The sequence below is a fragment of the Pseudomonas tremae genome, assembly GCF_001401155.1.
GTDB lineage: Bacteria > Pseudomonadota > Gammaproteobacteria > Pseudomonadales > Pseudomonadaceae > Aquipseudomonas > Aquipseudomonas tremae.
The window spans coordinates 1-20,497 of record NZ_LJRO01000073.1 but is presented as its reverse complement, the minus strand read 5'-3'; the positions used below and the strand labels follow the sequence as shown (position 1 = coordinate 20,497).

The 20,497-nt window shown below is 58.5% G+C and carries 21 protein-coding genes; 11 read left to right on the top strand and 10 right to left on the bottom strand.

Going from position 1 to position 20,497, the window contains the following annotated elements:
• Positions 1–23: 23 nt before the first annotated feature.
• Complete coding sequence (locus ALO43_RS04485; RefSeq protein WP_054997176.1) at positions 24–311, bottom strand: YheV family putative zinc ribbon protein; 288 nt, start codon at positions 309–311, stop codon at positions 24–26.
• The gene (gene prlC / locus ALO43_RS04480) at positions 308–2,395 is read right to left on the bottom strand and encodes an oligopeptidase A (protein WP_162010115.1); all 2,088 of its coding nucleotides are present in this window, start codon (positions 2,393–2,395) and stop codon (positions 308–310) included. The genes ALO43_RS04485 and prlC overlap by 4 nt, the downstream gene beginning before the upstream one ends.
• Before the next feature lie 76 nt (positions 2,396–2,471).
• Here prlC and ALO43_RS04475 point away from each other — a divergent pair, with 76 nt between their 5' ends.
• Positions 2,472–3,017, top strand: a complete 546-nt coding sequence (locus tag ALO43_RS04475; RefSeq protein ID WP_024670006.1) for a gamma carbonic anhydrase family protein — start codon at positions 2,472–2,474, stop codon at positions 3,015–3,017.
• Positions 3,018–3,148: 131 nt separating this feature from the next.
• On the opposite strand, the gene ALO43_RS04470 is transcribed toward ALO43_RS04475, so the two are convergent.
• The gene (locus tag ALO43_RS04470; RefSeq protein WP_054997175.1) at positions 3,149–4,204 is read right to left on the bottom strand and encodes an aminopeptidase; all 1,056 of its coding nucleotides are present in this window, start codon (positions 4,202–4,204) and stop codon (positions 3,149–3,151) included.
• A gap of 238 nt (positions 4,205–4,442) precedes the next feature.
• Between ALO43_RS04470 and ALO43_RS04465 the strand changes: the two genes are divergently transcribed.
• From ALO43_RS04465 to ALO43_RS04455, 3 genes are all read left to right on the top strand, one after another.
• The gene (locus ALO43_RS04465) at positions 4,443–5,360 is read left to right on the top strand and encodes an Abi family protein (protein WP_054997174.1); all 918 of its coding nucleotides are present in this window, start codon (positions 4,443–4,445) and stop codon (positions 5,358–5,360) included.
• 18 nt (positions 5,361–5,378) lie between these two features.
• Positions 5,379–7,115, top strand: a complete 1,737-nt coding sequence (locus tag ALO43_RS04460) for an OPT family oligopeptide transporter (RefSeq protein ID WP_054997173.1) — start codon at positions 5,379–5,381, stop codon at positions 7,113–7,115.
• Between the two features lie 82 nt (positions 7,116–7,197).
• Positions 7,198–7,626, top strand: a complete 429-nt coding sequence (locus tag ALO43_RS04455; protein ID WP_080268016.1) for a PA0061/PA0062 family lipoprotein — start codon at positions 7,198–7,200, stop codon at positions 7,624–7,626.
• 13 nt (positions 7,627–7,639) lie between these two features.
• On the opposite strand, the gene ALO43_RS04450 is transcribed toward ALO43_RS04455, so the two are convergent.
• Together ALO43_RS04450 and ALO43_RS04445 are read right to left on the bottom strand one after the other, a co-directional pair.
• Entirely contained in the window at positions 7,640–7,873 is a 234-nt protein-coding gene (locus tag ALO43_RS04450; RefSeq protein WP_005894724.1) for a DUF1161 domain-containing protein, read from the bottom strand.
• 118 nt (positions 7,874–7,991) lie between these two features.
• Positions 7,992–8,423: an OsmC family protein gene (locus tag ALO43_RS04445; RefSeq protein ID WP_005894726.1), complete on the bottom strand. Its 432-nt coding sequence runs from the start codon at positions 8,421–8,423 to the stop codon at positions 7,992–7,994.
• Between the two features lie 211 nt (positions 8,424–8,634).
• On the opposite strand from ALO43_RS04445, the gene ALO43_RS04440 reads away from it, so the two are divergent.
• Positions 8,635–9,636 (top strand): LLM class flavin-dependent oxidoreductase, encoded by a 1,002-nt coding sequence (locus ALO43_RS04440; protein WP_053479931.1) that lies wholly within the window; start codon positions 8,635–8,637, stop codon positions 9,634–9,636.
• A gap of 152 nt (positions 9,637–9,788) precedes the next feature.
• Here ALO43_RS04440 and ALO43_RS04435 read toward each other — a convergent pair whose 3' ends face one another.
• Positions 9,789–10,016: a DUF1161 domain-containing protein gene (locus tag ALO43_RS04435; RefSeq protein WP_005894730.1), complete on the bottom strand. Its 228-nt coding sequence runs from the start codon at positions 10,014–10,016 to the stop codon at positions 9,789–9,791.
• 145 nt (positions 10,017–10,161) lie between these two features.
• Positions 10,162–10,377, bottom strand: a complete 216-nt coding sequence (locus ALO43_RS04430) for a dodecin (protein ID WP_005894732.1) — start codon at positions 10,375–10,377, stop codon at positions 10,162–10,164.
• A gap of 165 nt (positions 10,378–10,542) precedes the next feature.
• On the opposite strand from ALO43_RS04430, the gene ALO43_RS04425 reads away from it, so the two are divergent.
• Positions 10,543–10,869: an ElaB/YgaM/YqjD family protein gene (locus ALO43_RS04425; RefSeq protein WP_005894735.1), complete on the top strand. Its 327-nt coding sequence runs from the start codon at positions 10,543–10,545 to the stop codon at positions 10,867–10,869.
• Here the strand turns inward: ALO43_RS04425 and ALO43_RS04420 are convergent, their stop codons facing one another.
• Complete coding sequence (locus tag ALO43_RS04420) at positions 10,870–11,778, bottom strand: LysR family transcriptional regulator (RefSeq protein WP_024669998.1); 909 nt, start codon at positions 11,776–11,778, stop codon at positions 10,870–10,872.
• Positions 11,779–11,905: 127 nt separating this feature from the next.
• Between ALO43_RS04420 and trpB the strand changes: the two genes are divergently transcribed.
• Positions 11,906–13,135: a tryptophan synthase subunit beta gene (gene trpB, locus ALO43_RS04415; RefSeq protein WP_024669997.1), complete on the top strand. Its 1,230-nt coding sequence runs from the start codon at positions 11,906–11,908 to the stop codon at positions 13,133–13,135.
• A complete protein-coding gene (gene trpA / locus ALO43_RS04410) occupies positions 13,132–13,950 on the top strand; it encodes a tryptophan synthase subunit alpha (RefSeq protein ID WP_005894742.1) in 819 nt (272 codons plus the stop codon). The genes trpB and trpA overlap by 4 nt, the downstream gene beginning before the upstream one ends.
• A 201-nt stretch (positions 13,951–14,151) precedes the next feature.
• On the opposite strand, the gene ALO43_RS04405 is transcribed toward trpA, so the two are convergent.
• Both ALO43_RS04405 and ALO43_RS04400 read right to left on the bottom strand, forming a co-directional pair.
• Positions 14,152–14,976, bottom strand: a complete 825-nt coding sequence (locus tag ALO43_RS04405; protein WP_053479932.1) for an alpha/beta fold hydrolase — start codon at positions 14,974–14,976, stop codon at positions 14,152–14,154.
• Positions 14,977–15,120: 144 nt separating this feature from the next.
• Positions 15,121–16,071, bottom strand: a complete 951-nt coding sequence (locus ALO43_RS04400; protein ID WP_054997172.1) for a choline sulfate utilization transcriptional regulator — start codon at positions 16,069–16,071, stop codon at positions 15,121–15,123.
• Positions 16,072–16,185: 114 nt separating this feature from the next.
• Here ALO43_RS04400 and betC point away from each other — a divergent pair, with 114 nt between their 5' ends.
• The 3 genes from betC (at position 16,186) to ALO43_RS04385 (ending at position 20,400) form a co-directional block, all read left to right on the top strand.
• Positions 16,186–17,691, top strand: a complete 1,506-nt coding sequence (gene betC / locus ALO43_RS04395) for a choline-sulfatase (protein WP_024691235.1) — start codon at positions 16,186–16,188, stop codon at positions 17,689–17,691.
• 37 nt (positions 17,692–17,728) lie between these two features.
• Positions 17,729–18,655: a choline ABC transporter substrate-binding protein gene (locus ALO43_RS04390; protein WP_024691236.1), complete on the top strand. Its 927-nt coding sequence runs from the start codon at positions 17,729–17,731 to the stop codon at positions 18,653–18,655.
• A gap of 176 nt (positions 18,656–18,831) precedes the next feature.
• Positions 18,832–20,400 carry a SulP family inorganic anion transporter gene (locus ALO43_RS04385; RefSeq protein ID WP_054997171.1) on the top strand — a complete coding sequence of 523 codons (1,569 nt, stop codon included), beginning with the start codon at positions 18,832–18,834 and terminating at the stop codon, positions 20,398–20,400.
• The last annotated feature ends 97 nt before the right edge of the window (positions 20,401–20,497 follow it).

Below are 20,497 nucleotides of genomic sequence, written 5' to 3'. Positions count from 1 at the left end.
GAACACATGGATCGTCACTGAAGTCAGCTCGGATCAACCGGCTTCTTCAACTTCGGATTCGGGAAAAACTGCACGCCTTGAACCTTTGGGTCAGCCAGTTTTACCGCAGCCTTGTTGACGCGCGTGCCCAACTCCTTAGGGATCGAAATCCCTTGGGCATTAAGCGTATCGCTGTAGCCACACCCCACGCACTCGCGGTGCGGTACGTCGTCTTCGCTCCACATCATCAGCTTGTCAGGCTCGCTGCACGCCGGGCAGACAGCCCCGGCGATGAAGCGTTTCTTGGTAACGATTACCGGTGTATCGGTCATGCTGCCGCATCCTCACTCAAGCCACTGTGACGCAACAATGCGTCAATCGACGGCTCGCGTCCGCGGAAGTCGACGAACAGCACCATCGGCGCCTGTGAGCCACCACGCGCCAGAATCGCTTCGCGGAAAGCGCGACCGGTTTCGGCATTGAGCACGCCATCTTCCTCGAACTTCGAGAACGCGTCGGCAGACAGCACTTCGGCCCACTTGTAGCTGTAATAACCGGCTGCATAGCCGCCTGCGAAAATGTGCGCGAAGCTGTTCGGGAAGCGGTTGTAGGCGGGCGGACGCATCACAGAGACTTCGTCACGAACGCCCTCCAGAACTTCAAGCACGCTGCGGCCATCACCGTGAGTAGCGTGCAGCTCGAAGTCGAACATCGAGAATTCCAGCTGACGCACCATCATCAGACCGGACTGGAAGTTCTTGGCTGCGAGCATCTTCTCCAGCAAGTCCTGCGGCAGTGGTTCGCCGGTTTCGTAATGACCGGAAATCAGTGCCAGACCTTCAGGCTCCCAGCACCAGTTTTCCATGAACTGGCTCGGCAACTCGACCGCGTCCCAGGCCACGCCATTGATACCGGACACACCGGCATGCTCGACACGGGTCAACAAGTGGTGCAGGCCGTGACCGAACTCGTGGAACAGGGTGGTGACTTCATCGTGGGTCAGCAGTGCAGGTTTACCGGCAACGGCCGGTGTGAAGTTGCACACCAGATTGGCCACCGGGCTTTGCAGCGTGCCTTCAGCCGTGCGGCGACGGTCACGAGCGCCGTCCATCCAGGCACCGCCACGCTTGTTGGCGCGGGCATACAGATCGAAAAAGAAACGCCCGACGTGCTGGCCGTTTTCCTTGATCTCGAACAGACGAACGTCCGGGTGCCAGGTATCGAAGCCTTTCTGCTCGGCGATCTCGATGCCGTAAAGACGCTGGACGATAGCGAACAGGCCGCCGAGCACTTTGTCGATGGGGAAGTAGGCGCGCAGGATTTCCTGAGAAACGCTGTAACGCTGCTCACGCAGCTTCTCGCCGTAGAAACCGCTGTCCCAGCTTTGCAGATCCGGGCAGCCCTGTTCGGCGGCGTAAGCCTTGAGCTGCTCCAGGTCCTGAGCGGCGAAGGGCTTGCTGCGCTTGGCCAGATCGCGCAGGAAACTCAGCACCTGATCGCTGGACTCGGCCATCTTGGTCGCCAGGCTCAGCTCGGCGAAATTCGCATAACCCAGCAACTGCGCCAGCTCCTGACGCAGATCGAGAATCTGCTCCATGACCGGAGTATTGTCGTTCTTGCCAGCGTTCGGGCCTTGATCCGAGGCGCGAGTGCAGTAGGCCGCGTAGACTTCTTCGCGCAGCGCGCGGTCTTCGGCGTAGGTCATCACCGCGTAGTAGCTCGGGAATTCCAGGGTGATCAGATAGCCTTCGAGATCCTTGGCCTTGGCGGCGGCAGCCATCTGCTGTTTGGCAGAATCGGTCAGACCAGCGAGGGCGGACTCGTCAGCGACCAGCTTGGTCCAGGCCTGAGTGGCATCGAGCAACTGATTGGAAAACTGACTGCCCAGCTCCGACAGCTTGCTCTGTACTTCGGCGTAACGCTTCTGCTGCTCGGGCGGCAGATCGATACCGGACAGACGGAAGTCGCGCAGCGCCTGTTCCAGGATGGTCTTCTGACCCACATCGAAACCGGCCGCTTCCGGGCCGTTGGCCAGCGCTTCATACGCCTGGAACAACGCGCGGTTCTGACCCATCTCGGTGGAGTAAGCACTCAACGCCGGCAGGCACGATTCGTAGGCTTCACGCAGTTGCGCGCTGTTGCACACGGCATTCAAGTGGCTGACCGGACTCCATGCCGCGCCCAGGCGGTCATTCAATTCGTCCATGGTCAGCACCAGCCCGGCCCAGGTCGGTGTAGAACCCTGTTTGGCGAGGATGTCAGCAATCGCGGCACGGTTGTCGGCCAGGATCTGTTCAATAGCAGGTTTGACATGTTCGGCACGAATCGCCGAAAAGGGTGGCAGGTCGTACGATTGCAGAAGAGGGTTGTTCGCGCTCACGGTTTTGCACCTTGCCTTGAAGAAACACTCAGCCATCTTAATTACAATCGACGCCGACCGCAGCAACCAAACCTGTTCTGCACGCCTATCACTGTCAAAGAAGGAGCCTATCGTGGCTATCCGCACGTTTCAGGAGCACACCCCAGCCCTCGGCGAACGGGCCTTTGTCGATCATTCGGCGATCGTCATCGGCGATGTCGAAATTGGCGACGACAGTTCAGTCTGGCCGCTGACGGTCGTACGCGGCGACATGCACCGCATCCGCATCGGCGCACGCACCAGCGTGCAGGATGGCAGCGTGCTGCACATCACCCACGCCGGCCCTTTCAACCCGGACGGCTTCCCGCTGCTGATCGGCGACGAAGTAACCATCGGCCACAAGGCCATGCTGCACGGCTGCACATTGGGTAACCGCATCCTGGTCGGCATGGGCACCACCATCATGGACGGCGCTGTTGTCGAAGACGAAGTGATCATCGGCGCAGGCAGCCTGGTGCCACCGGGCAAAGTGCTGGAAAGCGGCTTTTTGTACGTTGGCCGTCCAGTCAAACAAGTGCGCGCACTCACCGAAAAGGAAATCGCCTTTTTCCCTTACAGCGCTACGAACTACGTGAAGCTCAAGGACCAGCATCTGACGGAGGGGTTTGATAAGCCGTAACTATCGTTCCTACGCTCCAGCGTAGGAATATCTCCCGTGACGAATTCTGCGCCGCGCCACGTCCTCAGGGTCGGACGCAGAGCGTCCAGAAAGGCATTACCACGCGGAGCGTCGTAACGATAATCGGGTGCTCAAGGCATCAATGCTCGTAGCGCCGCCTTGCGCGCCTCGACCGGCATCCCGCCCAACTTATCCACAGCCCGATAAAACGCCTGCCAATCCCCGTTCTCCTGCCTGAACAACGCCGCAAACGCTGGCACCCATTGATCATAAAGCCCGAATGGCAGCAGTTTGGCGTTGTTCATCGGGCCTTTGATCCAGCCATCAAAACGCTTGTCGCCCGCCCATTGCTCGTCACGTACCTTCCGATAATCCCGTCGCAGCCGCTCGAACTCCTCAGCCTTGCGCATGCGCATCACCTCAGCCGACAGCGGCTGACGATAAAGCGCCTTGAGCCGCTCGCGGGTATCCAGCACCAGCTGAATAAACTGATCACGCCGCGCCGACTGCGAAACATTCTCGGGCGGCAAACCGCGCGCAGCGCGCCACTGCCGCGTACCTTCCTGCTCGACGAAACTGGCGTAGGACTCATTGAACTCAGTGTCGTCCTTCACATAAAAACGCTGATGCGCCAGCTCATGAAAGATCAGCGTCGCCAAACGCTCGTCGCCCCAGCCCAGCATCGAGCTGAGGATCGGATCATCAAACCAGCCCAACGTCGAATACGCCTCGACGCCACTCAGATACACATCCTTGCCCGCCTGCCGCTGCAACGCCGCCTCGCCACGCGCTCCGCCAGGGCTGTAATAACCGCGATACGCCACACACCCGGCGATCGGAAAACAGTGCGTGACAGGCTCCAGCGAAAACTCATCCGTCGCAAACACATTCCACACCACATAAGGCCGCCCCAAATCCGCATACAGGCGATAGCTCTTGTTATCCGGCAGGTGCAAATGCTCGCTGGCAAACGTCCGCGCCAGTTGCGACCGGGCCAGATGGTCGCGTAAACCGGCGTCCCGCGCCGGGTCAGCGATAATCTTGTCCACCGGCTCACGCGCCTGCAGCAACTGCCACTGCCCCTGCGCCAACTGTCCATAGTAGGAAACGCTGGAGCAACCGGCGAGCAGCGTAAGGGCCATGAGTGCTAAAAGGTTGCTAAGGCGTGAAGCGGCAGGCGTGGGCATGGAGGGCAGGGCTTTGGTAGTTGTGATGGGGTGATGTTATGCCGGACGGGTGGGGGGAGGTGCAAGTGCTGCACTTCACAGCCGAGACCAGCCCCATTGGTCAAATTTGATTGACAGCTTGCCAGCGCACCAATAGCCTTGTGCCCAAGAATAACCCCCACGCCTCGGGCGGGACTTGTCCCGTACTGCGCACCAGGGGGTTAGTTTTTTCTATACCTTGCCAGCAGGAAGCTAAGGCTTGTCACACGTCCCCGTCCTTTTCGATAAGCCTGCAAAAACCCCTCATGCACTCCTGCGCCACCTGCGCAAAAAAGGACTGGATACACGAGGTCAGACTGAAAAAGCACTTCGCGCTTTACAATTTATCGGGCATTACCGATTGCTGATTTACATACGCCCCCTGCAAGATTCAGCCAAGCAGTTTTTTCCTGCTGTGCAGTTTGATGACATTCTGGCGCTCTACGATTTTGATCGAAGACTGCGCCTGCTTTGTCTGGACGGCATCGACCGTATCGAAGTGGCGTTTCGTTCAGTAATCGCTAATACATTGGCTAATCATCGCGCCTGCGGCCCCCATTTTTACTTAAATGCCGTTCATTTCCGGAATATGGATGAGCATCGCGCTTTCCTGAAGCAAGTGATGGGGCTTAGGGGCCAGAATCTTGCGATTCAGCATTATTACGATCACTACAACACTCCAGCCTTTCCGCCCATTTGGGTCGTGCTCGAACAGATGACTATTGGACAGCTGTCGCGACTACTGGCGGGCTTACATCTTGATCACAAGAAAAAAATTGCAACCTGCTTTGGTTATAACGAGGGCGTACTGGGCAGCTGGCTGAAAAGCCTGACGCTGTTACGCAATATCAGTGCTCACCACAGTCGGTTATGGAACACATCAATCACATCCGATACCCCTCAGTTCGCCAAGTCAATAAAGAACGAGTTTCCGACAGAAGCAGATCGAGGACGTTTATTTGCAAGGGCGGTGGCAGTGCAGGCGTTGCTGCAGGTGATTGACCCTACAGCAGACTGGAAACATCGATTCAAAGCGTTAATTGCAACACTTCCCAACGTCACACTAGGAAAATCTGGATTGACCTCAGCTGTCTTAGGTTTACCTACTGGTTGGGAGACTCGCCCTTTTTGGAATTGATCAGCGAAAGGATTCCGCATGCCTACAGCCCCAATCCCGCAAATTCCCCCCGTCCAACGCGAACTCAGCCTGCGTGCCGTCGTTACCGGCGTCATCCTCGGCATCCTGCTTACCCCCTCCAACGTCTACGCAGGCCTGAAGATCGGTTGGTCGTTCAACATGTCGATCATTGCGCTGCTGATCGGTTACGCCATCTGGCAGGGCCTGGCCAAACGCTCGTCCGATCAGCTGCCGTGGACGTTGCACGAGAGCAATATCAATCAAACGGTAGCGTCGGCGGCGGCGTCGATTATTTCCGGTGGATTGGTGGCGCCGATTCCGGCTTATACCTTGTTGACGGGGCAGCAGCTGGATGCGATTCCGATGATGGCGTGGGTGTTTTCGGTGAGTTTTCTGGGGATCTGGATTGCGTGGTATTTGCGGCCTTCGTTGCTCAATGACACCTCGCTGAAGTTTCCCGAGGGCATGGCGACGCTGGAGACCCTGTTGCATATTTACAACCACGGACGGGAGGCGACGACGCGGTTGAAGGTGTTGCTCAGCGCGGCGTTGCTGTCTGCGCTGGCGAAGTGGGTGGATACGTTTGTGTGGGCGTTTCCGCGCTGGTCGCCGAGTGCGCAGCTGGAGCGTTTGACGTTCACCGCAGACCCTTCGCTGCTGTTGGTGGGGTTCGGTGCAATCATCGGCATTCGTGTCGGTATGACGCTCTTGCTGGGTGCCTTGCTGGCGTGGGGCGGGCTGGCGCCTTGGCTGTTGACGCAAGGTTTGGTGACATTGCCGGCTGACAACAGTGGCCCGCAGTTCGCGGCGCTAGTGGAGTGGCTTCTGTGGCCAGGTGTGAGTTTGATGGTCTGCTCGACGCTGGCGTCGCTGACGATTCGGTTGTGGGCATTGCACAAGTCCACAAAGGCAGGCAGCGGCACGATTTGGGCAGTGCCCAAATCGGGACCTGCGCTTGGTCTGATGCTGTCGATCATTCTGGTGGTGAGCCTGCAGGCGCTGTTGTTCGGGATCAATCTGTGGATGGCGTTATTGACCATTCCTCTGGCGGTCTGCCTTGCGGCAGTGGCTGCGCGGGTTGTCGGTGCAACCGGCATTCCGCCTATCGGTGCGATCGGGCAGTTGTCGCAGTTGAGCTTTGGCATCGTCGCGCCAGGTCAGGTCACGATCAATTTAATGAGCGCCAACACAGCGGGCGGGGCGGCAGGACAATGCACGGACCTGATGAACGACTTCAAGGTGGGCAAGGCGATCGGTGCAACGCCACGCAAGCAACTGGTCGCACAAACGCTGGGGATTTTCGTCGGCAGTATCGTCGGGGTGCTGGCCTATATGGCGCTGATCCCGGACCCGCAGACCATGCTGCTCACCGAAGAGTGGCCAGCTCCGGCCGTTGCTACCTGGAAGGCTGTGGCGCAAACCCTGACCCACGGGCTGGACTCGTTGTCGGAGAGCATCCGCTGGGCTATTTTCATTGCGGGCCTGGTAGGTGTATTGCTGGGTGTCCTCGACAGCACGTTGCCAACCCGTCGCGCCCGTTACTTGCCAAGCGCTGCCGCCTTGGGTCTAGCATTTGTGCTTCCGGCGTCAGTGTCGTTGATGATGGCCCTCGGCGCGGTGCTCACGTGGGTGGTGAGCTGCCGCTGGGCGAGCCTCACCGAGCGCTTCGCGATTACTGCAGCAGCAGGGCTGATTGCGGGGGAGAGCATCACCGGGGTGGGGGCGTCGTTGTGGCAGATGTTTGGTAACGGGTAACCAGGAAGGTAAAACCTTCGAATACTTATGGCAGGGTATGCGTCAAGCAACACCTCAATCCACGTAGCCTGGAACTACCAAAATGCGCCTGTTCCCCCTGATAACCGCCTTCACCCTCGCGACTCTCGCTGGCTGCGCCGGTCCGTTGCCAGCCGTCGACCCGAACATGGCGTGGGTCGACATGCGCACTATCACCGGTCAGTTGATCATGGCCGACAAGCTGGATGGCGAAAACACTTACGACGGGCGCTATTTTCAGGTGACGCCGGGCAGCCACGAACTGCAAGTGCGTTATGACTACGAGTACCGGTCGGGCGGGATGGGGATGATTGGTGACGAGTACACAGATATTACCTGCTACGTCAGCGTTCGGTACGACCACTTCGTCGCAGGGCAGCGCTATGTGCTGGAGGTGCGCTCACTGGCTAACAGTGTAGACGCCTGGCTATACGATGCAGAGCGCAAGGTGGTGGCCGAGGAGGAACAAGAGGGCGGCGTTCATTGCATCTGAACAGCCGGTCCAGTCAGCGATCGTTACGCTGATAGATAATCTTTTTAGTGCCGTTATCGCAGGTGCCTACGACCATATTGGGATCGGTAGCCTCTTCGTTGGCAACGATTTCCAGGGTGTAGGACGTCACGTTATTGGCCTGGATCTTGGCTTCGATTTCATCCTTGAGTTCTTCACAGGATTTAGGCGCTGCCAAGGCGCTGGTGGCCAGCACGGTACAGGTCACAGCCAGAATAAAACGTTTCATGCTCGACTCCTGATCAAAATCAAACCACGCGCCGATAGACGCGCGACTGATGAAGCAAGCCAGCTTTATACAGGAGATACAGGAGCGCACAAGGCGCTCCCGCAAGGCTCTCCGTGGATCAGCTCACTAATGTGGCGTCCAGGGTGATCTTGGCGTTCAACACTTTTGAAACCGGGCAGCCTTCTTTGGCCTGCTTGGTCAATTCGTCAAACTTCTCTTGTGTTGCACCCGGCACTTTGGCTTTGAGGGTCAAATGCACAGCGCTGATGGCGAAACCGCCTTCAACCTGGTCCAGCGTTACGTCAGCTTGCGTGTCGATGCTGTCTGCGGTCAGGCCGGCGTTGCCCAGAATCATGGACAGGGCCATCGAGAAACAGCCTGCATGGGCTGCACCGATCAGCTCTTCCGGGTTGGTGCCTTTGCCGCCTTCAAAACGTGCCTTGAAGCCATAAGGTGCTTCACGCAACACGCCGGTTTCCGTGGAGATGCTGCCGATACCGCTTTTCAGATCACCTTCCCAGTGGGCGGATGCTTTCTTGACGATGCTCATGGTGGCTCCTTTTGGAATGAATTTGGATCATTGCTGTTACAAGGTTCTGAGGATAGACGACTCTGGAAAGTTCAACCGTCGGAAAGACCTACCGTTTAAGTAGGTTTTTGCCCGCGTGCCATTGAAAAGCAAGACTTGCGCCCGCACTGCTGTTTCATCATGGGCAGCTCCAGCAGCCAGCCCATCTCAATTCGAGGAGCTTCCCCGGCCTATGAAACGTCTGGCAGATGTAAAAATTTCGACTCTTGATCTGGTCCCTGTGCGTCATGACAGGGGGCCAGCGGAGTCCTTGCGCAACTCTCTGAACCTGGCTCAACACGTTGAAAAACTGGGCTACAACCGCTTCTGGGTGGCGGAACACCACAACATGGACGGTATCGCCAGTTCAGCGACCTCTGTGCTGCTGGCGTACCTGGCCGGTGGTACGTCGACCATTCGCGTGGGCGCTGGCGGGATCATGCTGCCCAACCACGCGCCGCTGGTGGTGGCCGAGCAGTTCGGCACCCTGGCAAGCCTTTATCCCGACCGGATCGACCTGGGCCTGGGCCGCGCACCAGGTTCCGATCAAATGACCGCACGTGCGCTTCGTCGCGAGCGCTCCGGCAGCGCCGAGGATTTCCCGGATGATGTCACCGAGCTGATGGAATATCTGGGGCCGCGCACGGCTGATCAAAAAGTGATCGCTGTACCAGGCTCGGGCACCAATGTACCGATCTGGTTGCTGGGGTCGAGCCTGTTCAGCGCTCAACTGGCCGGCATGCGCGGGCTACCGTATGCCTTCGCTTCGCACTTCGCGCCGCGCTACATGCACGAGGCGATTCGTGTTTATCGCAATCATTTCCAGCCATCCGCAGTGCTCGACAAGCCGTACGTGATGCTCGGCGTTCCGCTTTCTGCGGCAGACACCGACGAACAGGCCGAGTACCTGGCGACCTCGGTCTACCAGCGCATTCTGGCGTTGATGCGCGGGCACAGCCTGATGCAGCGGCCACCGGTCGAATCGATGGACGGCCTGTGGCTGCCACATGAGCGTGAAGCAGTAGCGAGTTTTCTGGGGCTGGCAATGGTCGGCGGTCCGGACAAGATCCGCGCCAAGCTGGATGTGCTGCTCGAGCAGACCGATGCCGATGAACTGCTCTTCACCTGCGACATGTATGAGCATCAGGATCGACTGCGCTCATACGAGATTCTGGCGCAGGTTGCACACGGCTAGGCGACTTTCCGAATCGGAAATAATCGACCGCAAACACAATCGCCCCGGACAGAGAACACTCGGTCCGGGGCGATTCTGTTCATCTACCCCGCAAACGGGATTAACCGACGGCCCGACCTGAATCAGGTTCGAACGTCAGGCTCGACCGGTAATCAACCGCGCTGGTAGACAATTTCCTTGGCGCCGCCTTCACAGGTGCCGACGACTTGCTTGTCGGACGAAGCACTGCCTTTCTCGACGACTTCCAGCGTGTAGGACGTTACGCCCTTCGCTTGCAGTCTGGCGTCGATTTCACTTTTCAGTTCTTCACAGGGTTTGCCTGCCGCGAGGGCAGTGCCTGCGATGCTCAACAAGCCTACAGCCAACAAAAACTTCTTCATGGGTAATCCCTCTCGTCCGGCCATATACAGACGCCATCGGAACAGGCGCCCACTCAACATCCCACGCTCATACCCCTCCCGTGACGGGTAACAGGGTATGTAGCGCAGATTATGGCAATCGGCCAGCCAAAAGGTTCAGCGGTGCTTAGCTGTGAGTGATACGGAAGCCGACTTTCAGGGTGACCTGAAAATGCGCCACTTTGCCATCTTGGATATGACCACGTGTTTCGGTCACTTCAAACCATTCCATAAGCTCAAGGCTTTTGCTGGCTTCGGCCAGGGCGTTATGGATTGCATCTTCGATGGTGGTGGTGGAAGAGCCGACGATTTCGACTTTTTTGTACGTGTGGTGATCGGTCATGGCAGTTCTCCTGGGGTCTGAAAAAGGCGCGATATAAAGCGCGCTCCCTGCTTCTGTCAGGGGAACGCGCGCAAAAGTTCAGCGCTTTATACAAATCGCATCGCACTTTCCAAAAAGCCCGCAGTCCGAAACAACACGCTCACTCATCATTGCAGGAGAAACACCATGGCTACTACTTCACTTCGTAAGGCCTCGTTGCAGAGTATGGAAGCTGAGATCGAGAGCCTCTTGAAGTCGCTCGAAGGCCTGAAAGCCGATGCTACCGACGAGTCGCGCAAGACCCTGAAAACATTGAAAGCCAATGCGGAAAGCGCATTGAGCCATTCGCGCAGCCTGCTCAGCGATGTCTACGAAGACGTCAAAGAGAAGACCCGCGAAAACGCGCTGGCTACCCGTGACTACGCTCAGGAACACCCATGGACTACCGCCGGTGTTGCCGTCGGTGCTATCGGCCTGATCGCAGCCTACATGCTGTTCAAGCGCGGCAACTGATCAGATTTTGATCGGGTCTCCAGACTGCCTTAGCTCATTTTTTAACCACTGAGCCAACTGTTGCGCCCGACCATCGGCCGCACGTCTGGGTACCCAAAGCGCCAGCTGCGCCGGGGTTTCGCTGAAACCCCATGGCGCAGCCAGGCGTCCGGCCTTCAGGTCATCGATGACCAGCGGCTCCGGTGCAATCGCAATCCCCAGGCCGGCCACGGCCGCCTCCAGCAAATAATACAAATGCTCGAACCCCTGACCATAGCGCAGCGTCTGCGGATCGATCCCGTTTTGTTGCGCCCAACTCGGCCATGCCTGAGGCCTTGAAGTCGTTTGCAACAAAGACTCCTCCAGCAATACATCGGCAGGCGCTTCACGCAGGCTGTCGAATCGTGCGAAGCGGGGGCTCAATACCGGTCCTATTCTCTCGCTGGCCAGTTCGAATACCTGCATGTCAGCCGGCCACGGTGGCTCGGCAAATACCAACAATGCATCCAGCCCCGGACGACGCGGATCAAGATCGCCTTCGCCAGCCGACAGATGCAAGCGCAGGTCAGGCAACTCAGCATTCAAACGGCTCAGACGCGGAATGAACCAGCGCGCCAGCAGGCTCCCGGAGCAGCCCAGTACGAAGGGCGCATTGGCGCTTACCTTGCTCAGTTCGACGCAGACACCACGCAACCGATCAAACGCTTCGCCACTGACATCGCGCAGCCGAATACCCGCATCTGTGAGTTTCAGGCCACGTCCGTCCTTGCTGAACAGGCTCACGCCCAGATGCTCCTCAAGCACCTTGAGCTGACGACTGACAGCGCCATGCGTAACGCTTAACTGTTCAGCAGCCTGGCTGACGCTGCCCAGTCGGGCAGTGCTTTCGAAGGCGCGCAGGGCGTTGAGCGGAGGGAGGTCACGGCTCATGATCTGTGAGTTTTCCTGACAGGTTTCTGCGATCTTATCGGTTTTCTTTCGGGTATGTGATGGTTAAAGTGGACTCATTGCCGATCCGGCTCACTCAATTCGCATAACACTGCAACTGGAGTATTTCATGACCCAGACCAACTTCCGCAGCGGCCCTGACGCCAACGGCCTGTTCGGCTCATTCGGCGGCCGCTACGTGGCAGAAACCCTCATGCCGCTGGTGCTTGACCTCAACCGCGAGTACGAAGCGGCCAAGGCAGACCCGGAATTCGCCAAAGAGATGGCTTACTTTCAGCGCGATTACGTGGGCCGCCCGAACCCGCTGTACTTCGCCGAGCGCCTGACCGAGTTCTGTGGCGGCGCAAAAATCTATTTCAAGCGTGAAGAGCTCAATCACACTGGCGCGCACAAGATCAACAACTGCATTGGTCAGGTGCTGTTGGCCAAGCGCATGGGCAAAAAACGCCTGATCGCGGAAACCGGTGCCGGCATGCACGGTGTGGCTACTGCGACTGTTGCAGCACGTTTCGGCCTGCCCTGCGTGATCTACATGGGCGCCACCGACATCGAGCGCCAACAGGCCAACGTGTTCCGTATGAAGCTGCTGGGCGCTGAAATCGTCCCGGTCACTTCCGGCACCGGCACCCTGAAAGACGCGATGAACGAAGCCCTGCGTGACTGGGTGACCAACGTCGACGACACCTTCTACCTGATCGGTACGGTGGCAGGCCCGCACCCATACCCTGCGATGGTCCGTGACTTCCAGGCCATCATCGGCAGAGAAACCCGAGAGCAGATGCAGGAGAAGGAAGGCCGCCTGCCCGACAGCCTGATTGCCTGCGTTGGCGGTGGCTCCAACGCCATGGGCCTGTTCCATCCGTTCCTCAATGACGCCAGCGTTGAAATCATTGGCGTCGAGGCTGGTGGTCACGGCGTGAGTACCGACAAACATGCAGCCAGCCTGAACGGCGGCGTTCCGGGCGTACTGCACGGCAACCGCACGTACTTGCTGCAGGATGGCGACGGGCAAATCACCGACGCGCATTCGATTTCTGCCGGTCTGGACTACCCGGGCATCGGCCCGGAGCACGCCTTCCTGCACGAAGTGAAGCGCGTCGAATACGTCAGCATCACCGACGACGAAGCACTGGACGCTTTCCACCAGTGCTGCCTGCTCGAAGGCATCATTCCGGCACTGGAAACCGCTCACGCCTTGGCCGAGGCCATGAAGCGTGCGACCAACCTGCGTGACGATCACTTGATGGTCGTGTGCCTGTCCGGGCGCGGTGACAAAGACATGCAAACCGTCATGACCCACATGGCAGCCGCCGAACAAACCAAGGAGATGCTGGTATGAGCCGTCTAGAGCAACGTTTCGACCAGCTGAAAACTGAGGGCCGTGCTGCGCTGGTCACCTTCATTACCGCCGGCGATCCTGGCTACGACACTTCATTGAAAGTCCTGAAAGGGCTGCCTGCTGCGGGCGCTGATGTGATCGAACTGGGCATGCCGTTCACTGATCCGATGGCCGATGGTGTGGCCATTCAGCTGGCGACGCTGCGTGCGCTGGACGCGGGCCAGACCCTTCAGAAGACCTTGCAGATGGTCAGCGAGTTTCGGGTCGACGATCAGACCACACCGATCGTGTTGATGGGCTACTACAACCCGATCCACCGTTTTGGCGTTGAAGCATTCGTGGCGCAGGCCAAGGAAGCGGGCGTTGACGGTCTGATCATCGTTGACCTGCCGCCTGAACACGATGCGGAGCTGGCAACCCCGGCACAAGCGTCCGGTATCGACTTCATCCGTCTGACCACGCCAACCACCGACGACGCGCGCCTGCCGCGCGTGCTGGAGCGCAGTTCCGGTTTCGTCTACTACGTTTCGGTTGCCGGTGTGACCGGCGCTGGCTCGGCAACCACCGAGCACGTCACTGAGGCCATTGCGCGTCTGCGTCGTCACACAAGCCTGCCGATCAGCGTGGGCTTCGGTATCCGCACTCCCGAGCAGGCAGCCGCCATTGCTCGTCTGGCGGAAGGCGTGGTGGTGGGCTCGGCGTTCGTCGACAAGATCGCCAATGCCGAGTCGCCGGAGCAGGCAATCGATGACGTGCTGACGTTGTGCGCCGCACTGGCCGAAGGCGTGCGTAACGCACGGGTCAACCGGGGCTAAAGTTTCTGCCGTTGAATAAAAGGGGTTCATGACCAAGTCATGAGCCCCTTTTTGCTGCATCGGGCAAACCGAATTCCGCCCCCATGAAATGCCAAAGCGACGAGTTTCCTAGGATATACCGCCCTCTTCGCGGACAAGTCCGCTCCCACAGAAAGCCCCTCTCTACCTGAGGTCGAGGCGCGACGCAGAGCCTGGCCAGGCTCAATCCTGCTTTTGATTAACCCGCGCCAAAAACGTCATCAATGCCCCTGACACGAAATCAGGGTTTTCCAGATTAGCGATATGACCCGCCTCGGGTACCAGCACATAAGGGCAGCCAATCAGGCTGGCCATCTCACGGGTTTCCTCTGGCGGGCGCGGGATGTCCGCATCGCCACACATCACCAGCGTGGTGTCGGCATTCAGTTGTTCGATCAACCCCAGCCGGTCGTCACGACCAAAAATCATTCGCCCCAATGGCGCAATGGTCTGGCGCAACTGCTCTGCATTCATGCCTGCCAGCGCCGCCCGAAAGACCTGATACACAGGCGACTGCGGATCAATACCAGGACGGAAAAAAATCGGCACCACGATATCCAGCAACGGCGCAGGAAAAGCACCGGTTTCTTCCAGTTTGTCGATCAACGAGAAGTAATAGGCCTTCGTGGCTTCGGTTTCCTTGCCCAGGTAAGTATCCATCAACACCAGCCCGGTGATGCGCTCAGGTGCCAACAGCGCAGCAATGGCACCCCACATACCGCCTACCGACAACCCTACGATACTGCAACGCTCGATGTTCAAATGATCCAGCAGCGCCAGCGCATGACGGGCCAGATCATCGAGATTACGAGTGCCTTCCGGAAAGCCATCAGACTCACCATGCCCCCAAAGGTCCGGCACAATCACCCGATACTGACTGGCCAGGGTATCAAGCTGCGCGCTCCACATGCCTTTGTCCCAGAGATAACTGTGACCCAGCAGGACAACCGGACCGGTGCCCTGGTCCGAGTAGTGGAGAGCCTTGCCATCGATGAGTAGATTCGGCATTTCTGATGATCCTGTGTTCTGGTCTTTCAGCATTCAGTTCAAGCGCCCGTGGCAGGCTACTTATTATTTTGAAGCGTATGCATGACCCTTTTATTGAAGTTCGCGCCGCAACGGACCGAGCGGTCATTTTTCAGCCAGGCAATATTACACCGCAATCGAAGGTAACGGCCTGCCAGCCAGCGACACGCCGCTCAACGCCTGCTCACTCCCCAGCCAATCCATGAACTGCTGGACGATCTGCACGCGCCGTTTGCGCTGGGGTAACACTACGTAATAACCGTGGCCAGAGATTGCTGAGCCAGCGATGGGCCGGCAGAGCAGGCCCTGGTCGAGGAGGTCGTCGACCAGGTGTTTCCAACCGATGGCGATGCCTTGTCCGCCGATGGCGGCCTGGATCAGCAGTGTGTAGTTATCGAAGCGCAACTGGCCGGGGGCGGGGGCTTGGGGAATGTCGAGGGCGCGGAATACACCCGCCCAGTCGAACCAGTTGTTGATGCTTTCGCCGCGCAGGTGCAACAGCGGGAAGTCGCGCAGTGCCTCATTGGGCAGCGGTGTCTGGCGACCGGCAATCAGTTGCGGGCTGCACACCGGAAAGACTTCTTCGCTGAACAGCCAGTGGCTTTCGCCCTGTTTGAAGCGCCCGTCACCGAATAGCACAGCGACGTCGATATCGGCGCGGAGCATGCTGTGGGTACGCTCACTGGTGACCAGGCTGACGTCCACGTCGGGGTTGACCTTGTGGAATCGGTGCAGGCGCGGCATCAGCCAGTAGGCGGCGAAGGCAAAGTCGGTCGCAACCTGTAAAACTTCATGCTGGCGCTGTTCGGTGATCGCTATCAGCCCGCTGTCGATGGACTGCAAGCCCGCCTGAACATGGCTGAACAATATTTCACCGGCCTCGGTAAGCTCGATACCGCGATAGATGCGGTCGAACAGACGAGTTGCCAATTTCTCTTCAAGGCGCTTTATCTGCTGACTGACAGCAGGCTGGGTGGTGCCCAGCTCGATAGCCGCAGCGGTAAAGCTGCGTAGGCGGGCCGCGACTTCAAAAGCACGCAGCAGGTCGAGGGACATGTCGCCAAACGATTTAAACATTAGCTGGGCTTATCCTAGGCATTGCCTGGCATGGGCTTTACCATAAAACACTAGGGTATCATCCTCGTACTTAGCAATTTCGCATAACTTTTCACAATGGGATGCAGCGATTACATGAAGCGCAAAAATATTCTGTTCATCATGGCCGATCAAATGGCCGCGCCAATGTTGCCGTTCTACGCCCAATCGCCAATTCTGATGCCGAACCTGAGCCGCATTGCTGCCAACGGTGTGGTGTTCGATTCAGCGTATTGCAACAGCCCTCTGTGCGCGCCATCGCGTTTCACCCTGGTCAGCGGTCAGTTGCCGAGCAAGATCGGCGCGTACGACAACGCAGCCGACTTCCCGGCGGATATCCCGACCTACGCTCACTATCTGCGCGCGCTGGGCTACAAGACCGCTCTGGCAGGCAAGATGCATTTCTGCGGGCCGGACCAACTGCACGGTTACGAAGAGCGCCTGACCAGTGACATCTACCCGGCCGACTACGGCTGGTCGGTCAACTGGGACGAGCCGGATGTGCGCCCGAGCTGGTATCACAACATGTCGTCGGTATTACAGGCCGGCCCGTGCATTCGTACCAACCAGCTGGATTTCGACGAAGAAGTGCTGTTCAAGTCCCAGCAATATCTCTATGACCACGTACGCCAGGACGGTGATGCGCCGTTCTGCCTGACCGTTTCCATGACTCACCCTCACGACCCGTACACCATCCCCAAGCCGTTCTGGGACCTGTACGCCGACGAAGAAATTCCGATGCCGCCGCCGCACGCCAATCAGGCGGCGCTGGACCCGCACTCACAACGGCTGCTCAAGGTGTATGACCTGTGGGACAAGCCGATGCCGACAGACAAGATTCGTGATGCACGGCGTGCCTACTTCGGCGCCTGCAGCTATATCGACCTGAACGTCGGCAAGCTGATGCAGACGCTTGATGAAGTGGGTCTGGCGGACGACACCATCGTGGTGTTCTCCGGTGATCACGGCGACATGCTTGGCGAGAAGGGTCTCTGGTACAAAATGCACTGGTTCGAAATGGCTGCTCGCGTACCGCTGGTGGTTTACTCACCGGGGCAGTTCGAGCCGGGGCGCGTGAGTGCCTCTGTATCGACTGCCGATCTGCTGCCGACTTTTGTCGAAATGGCCAACGGCAAACTCGACAAAGGCATGCCGCTGGACGGGCGCTCGTTGATACCGCACCTGAAACGCAAAGGCGGTCATGACGAGGTGTTTGGCGAGTACATGGCCGAAGGCACCACCAGCCCGTTGATGATGATCCGTCGCGGCGCTTACAAATTCATCTATTCGGAACAGGACCCGTGCCTGTTGTTCGATGTGAAGAACGACCCGAAAGAGCAGAAGGACCTGAGCAAGTCGTCAGCCCATGAAAAGCTGTTCAATGACTTCCTGGCTGAAGCTCGGGCCAAATGGGACATTCCGGCGATACACCAACAGGTGCTCGCCAGCCAGCGCAGAAGACGCTTCGTCGCTAAATCGCTGGCAACCGGCAAGCTGAAGAGTTGGGATCACCAGCCACTGGTCGACGCCAGTCAGCAGTACATGCGCAACCATATTGATCTGGACGATCTGGAGCGCAAGGCACGTTTTCCGCAACCTTGACCCTGCCCACACCAAAAAAATCAAAAGGGGTACATCAATGATGAAGTTAACCACAGCCGCAGCGGTCACGGTCATGACGCTCACCAGCCTTGCGGCGCAGGCCGAGGACGCGAGTTGCAGCACCGTGAAGATGGCCGACCCGGGCTGGAGCGACATCGCGGCCACCAACGCAATTACCAGCACAGTGCTTCAGGGCCTGGGCTACAAGCCCAAGGTTGACACGCTGGCGGTGCCAATCGCCTATGGCGGCTTGAAAGACGGAAAGCTGGATGTGTTTCTGGGTAACTGGATGCCGGCGCAGCAGGGCTTTTACGACAAGTTCGTGGCGACCGGCGAGGTGACGCAACTGGCCAGGAACCTTGAGGGCACAGAATTCACGCTGGCCGTGCCGGATTACGTCTGGGACGCAGGCGTGCATGATTTCGCCGACCTGAGCAAGTTCGCCGACAAGTTCGACAAGAAGATCTACGGCATTGGCTCTGGCGCACCGGCCAACCTGTCGCTACAGGAGATCATCAAGAAGAACGAGTTCGACCTGGGCAAGTGGAAGCTGGTTGAGTCGAGCGAGCAGGCGATGCTCGCCGAGGTTAATCGCAACGTGAAGAAGAAGGCGTTCGTGGTCTTCCTTGGCTGGACGCCACACCCCATGAACGTGCAGATCAAGGGCATGCACTACCTCAAGGGTGGCGAAAAATATTTTGGTGACACGGGCTCGGTCTTCACCCTGACCCGCAAGGGTTACGCTGAAGCCTGCCCGAATGTGGGCAAGCTGCTGACCAACCTGAGCTTCACCCTGGACATGGAAAACAGCATCATGGCCGAGGTGACCAACAAGAAGGTCAGCAACAGTGAAGCAGCAAAAGCCTGGATCAAGGCCAACCCGGCGGTACTGGACAAGTGGCTGGATGGGGTGAAAACCGTCGATGGCAAAGACGGCCTGGCGGCGGTGAAAGCGAAGTTGTAGGCGTAAGATTCCGAGTACGCAGCGTGGCGCAGATTTGTGACGCGGAGCGTCACCCAGGGCATTCCCACGCGGAGCGTGAGGAACGATAGTTCTATAACTATCGTGCCCATGCTCTGCGTGGGCATGCAGTTCCGGGACGCTCTGCGTCCTCTACGTTCAATTCACCCGAGGGACCGATGCGCTGGCTCAATCGCCATAAATTTCTACCGTTCCTCGCCTGGTTGCCCCAGCAGACTCGCAACAGCATCGGGCGGGATGCGCTGGTAGGTTTGAGCGGGGCCATTCTGGCGCTGCCGCAGTCCATCGCTTACGCACTCATCGCCGGGTTGCCGCCGGAGTACGGCCTGTATGCCGCCATTGTTCCCGTCATCATCGCCTGTCTGTGGGGCTCGTCCTGGCACCTGATCTGCGGGCCGACGGCGGCTATTTCCATCGTTCTGTATGCCAGTGTCAGTCCGCTTGCCATGCCAGCCAGTCAGGACTACATAATGCTGATCCTGCTGCTGACATTCATCGCCGGAGCCTTCCAGCTGTTGCTGGGGATGGTGCGTTTCGGCGCGCTGGTAAATTTCGTTTCGCACTCGGTGGTGCTCGGCTTCACGTTGGGCGCCGCCATCGTGATCGCCCTTGGACAGATGCCAAACCTGCTGGGCCTCGATCTGCCGAGCCAGACCACTGCCCTCAATAGCCTGAACGCGATACTCGAGCATCGCGGCGACGTCGACATGCCTTCACTGATACTCGGATTGCTGACCCTGGCACTGGGTATCGGCCTGAAAGCTCTGGTGCCGCGCTGGCCGACACTGCTGATCACATTGGTGGCGAGCAGTCTGTTGGTGTGGCTATGGCCGGCGATGTTCGGTCAAGTGCGGGTGGTCAGCACCTTCCTCGGGCATCTTCCGCCTTTCAGCCCGCTGCCGATGGACCTAGAGCTGATCCTCAAACTACTGCCGACCGCAGTGGCGGTGGGCATGCTCGGGCTGGTCAACAGCCTGTCGATTGCCCGCTCGCTGTCAGCTCGTTCGCAGCAGATGCTCAACGCCAATCAGGAAGTGCGTGCCCAAGGCCTGTCGAACATGGTCGGCTCACTGTTTTCCGGCTATCTGTCAGCAGGCTCGTTCACCCGTGCGGCGCTGAGTTACGAGGCGGGCGCTCGCTCGCCGTTGGCCGGGGTGTTTTCAGCGCTGTGGGTGGCACTGTTCGCCGTCGCCGGAGCCTCGTTGATCTCGCATATTCCGATCCCGGCCATGGCGGCTTCAATCCTGCTGATCTGCTGGGGCCTGGTGGATCGTCGCGGCATTCGCGCACTGTTCCGCGTCAGCCGCGCCGAATTTTTCGTGATGGCGCTGACCTGCCTGGCCACGCTGCTGCTTGAGCTGCAAACTGCGATTTATGCGGGCGTGCTGGCCTCACTATTCTTCTACCTCAAGCGCACCTCACAACCGCGCGTGCAGCAATGGCGCGAAGGAGACGAGGATGTGCTGCGGGTCGGCGGGTCGATCTTCTTCGGCGCCAGCCATTACCTGCAAACCCGACTGCAACGCACTGAAGGGCTGCGTGTGGTCATCGATGCGCAGCAGATCAACTTCATTGATTACTCGGGCGTGGAAATGCTCCATCAGGAAGCACGACGCCTGGGTCAACAGGGGCGAGTACTGGTACTGCGCAATGCCAGACCACAAGTGATAGAGGAACTGCGCAAGCTGGAAGGAGCAGAGAAATGCCCGATCCTGTTTGAGGAGTGAGTTGTAACTCATCGTCGCGACGCTCTGCGTTCAGTGTTATACGCAAGCCCGCTTTTGATTCTGGCCGAAGGCCGTGGAAGCGAAGCGTCGCCCGGTC

Bases quoted from the DNA above. Each gene is read 5' to 3' on its own strand.
- ALO43_RS04485 (WP_054997176.1), bottom strand. From the start codon at position 311: ATGACCGATACACCGGTAATCGTTACCAAGAAACGCTTCATCGCCGGG.
- prlC (WP_162010115.1), bottom strand. From the start codon at position 2,395: ATGGCTGAGTGTTTCTTCAAGGCAAGGTGCAAAACCGTGAGCGCGAAC.
- ALO43_RS04470 (WP_054997175.1), bottom strand. From the start codon at position 4,204: ATGCCCACGCCTGCCGCTTCACGCCTTAGCAACCTTTTAGCACTCATG.
- ALO43_RS04460 (WP_054997173.1), top strand. From the start codon at position 5,379: ATGCCTACAGCCCCAATCCCGCAAATTCCCCCCGTCCAACGCGAACTC.
- ALO43_RS04455 (WP_080268016.1), top strand. From the start codon at position 7,198: ATGCGCCTGTTCCCCCTGATAACCGCCTTCACCCTCGCGACTCTCGCT.
- ALO43_RS04450 (WP_005894724.1), bottom strand. From the start codon at position 7,873: ATGAAACGTTTTATTCTGGCTGTGACCTGTACCGTGCTGGCCACCAGC.
- ALO43_RS04445 (WP_005894726.1), bottom strand. From the start codon at position 8,423: ATGAGCATCGTCAAGAAAGCATCCGCCCACTGGGAAGGTGATCTGAAA.
- ALO43_RS04440 (WP_053479931.1), top strand. From the start codon at position 8,635: ATGAAACGTCTGGCAGATGTAAAAATTTCGACTCTTGATCTGGTCCCT.
- ALO43_RS04435 (WP_005894730.1), bottom strand. From the start codon at position 10,016: ATGAAGAAGTTTTTGTTGGCTGTAGGCTTGTTGAGCATCGCAGGCACT.
- ALO43_RS04430 (WP_005894732.1), bottom strand. From the start codon at position 10,377: ATGACCGATCACCACACGTACAAAAAAGTCGAAATCGTCGGCTCTTCC.
- ALO43_RS04425 (WP_005894735.1), top strand. From the start codon at position 10,543: ATGGCTACTACTTCACTTCGTAAGGCCTCGTTGCAGAGTATGGAAGCT.
- ALO43_RS04420 (WP_024669998.1), bottom strand. From the start codon at position 11,778: ATGAGCCGTGACCTCCCTCCGCTCAACGCCCTGCGCGCCTTCGAAAGC.
- trpB (WP_024669997.1), top strand. From the start codon at position 11,906: ATGACCCAGACCAACTTCCGCAGCGGCCCTGACGCCAACGGCCTGTTC.
- trpA (WP_005894742.1), top strand. From the start codon at position 13,132: ATGAGCCGTCTAGAGCAACGTTTCGACCAGCTGAAAACTGAGGGCCGT.
- ALO43_RS04405 (WP_053479932.1), bottom strand. From the start codon at position 14,976: ATGCCGAATCTACTCATCGATGGCAAGGCTCTCCACTACTCGGACCAG.
- ALO43_RS04400 (WP_054997172.1), bottom strand. From the start codon at position 16,071: ATGTTTAAATCGTTTGGCGACATGTCCCTCGACCTGCTGCGTGCTTTT.
- betC (WP_024691235.1), top strand. From the start codon at position 16,186: ATGAAGCGCAAAAATATTCTGTTCATCATGGCCGATCAAATGGCCGCG.
- ALO43_RS04390 (WP_024691236.1), top strand. From the start codon at position 17,729: ATGATGAAGTTAACCACAGCCGCAGCGGTCACGGTCATGACGCTCACC.
- ALO43_RS04385 (WP_054997171.1), top strand. From the start codon at position 18,832: ATGCGCTGGCTCAATCGCCATAAATTTCTACCGTTCCTCGCCTGGTTG.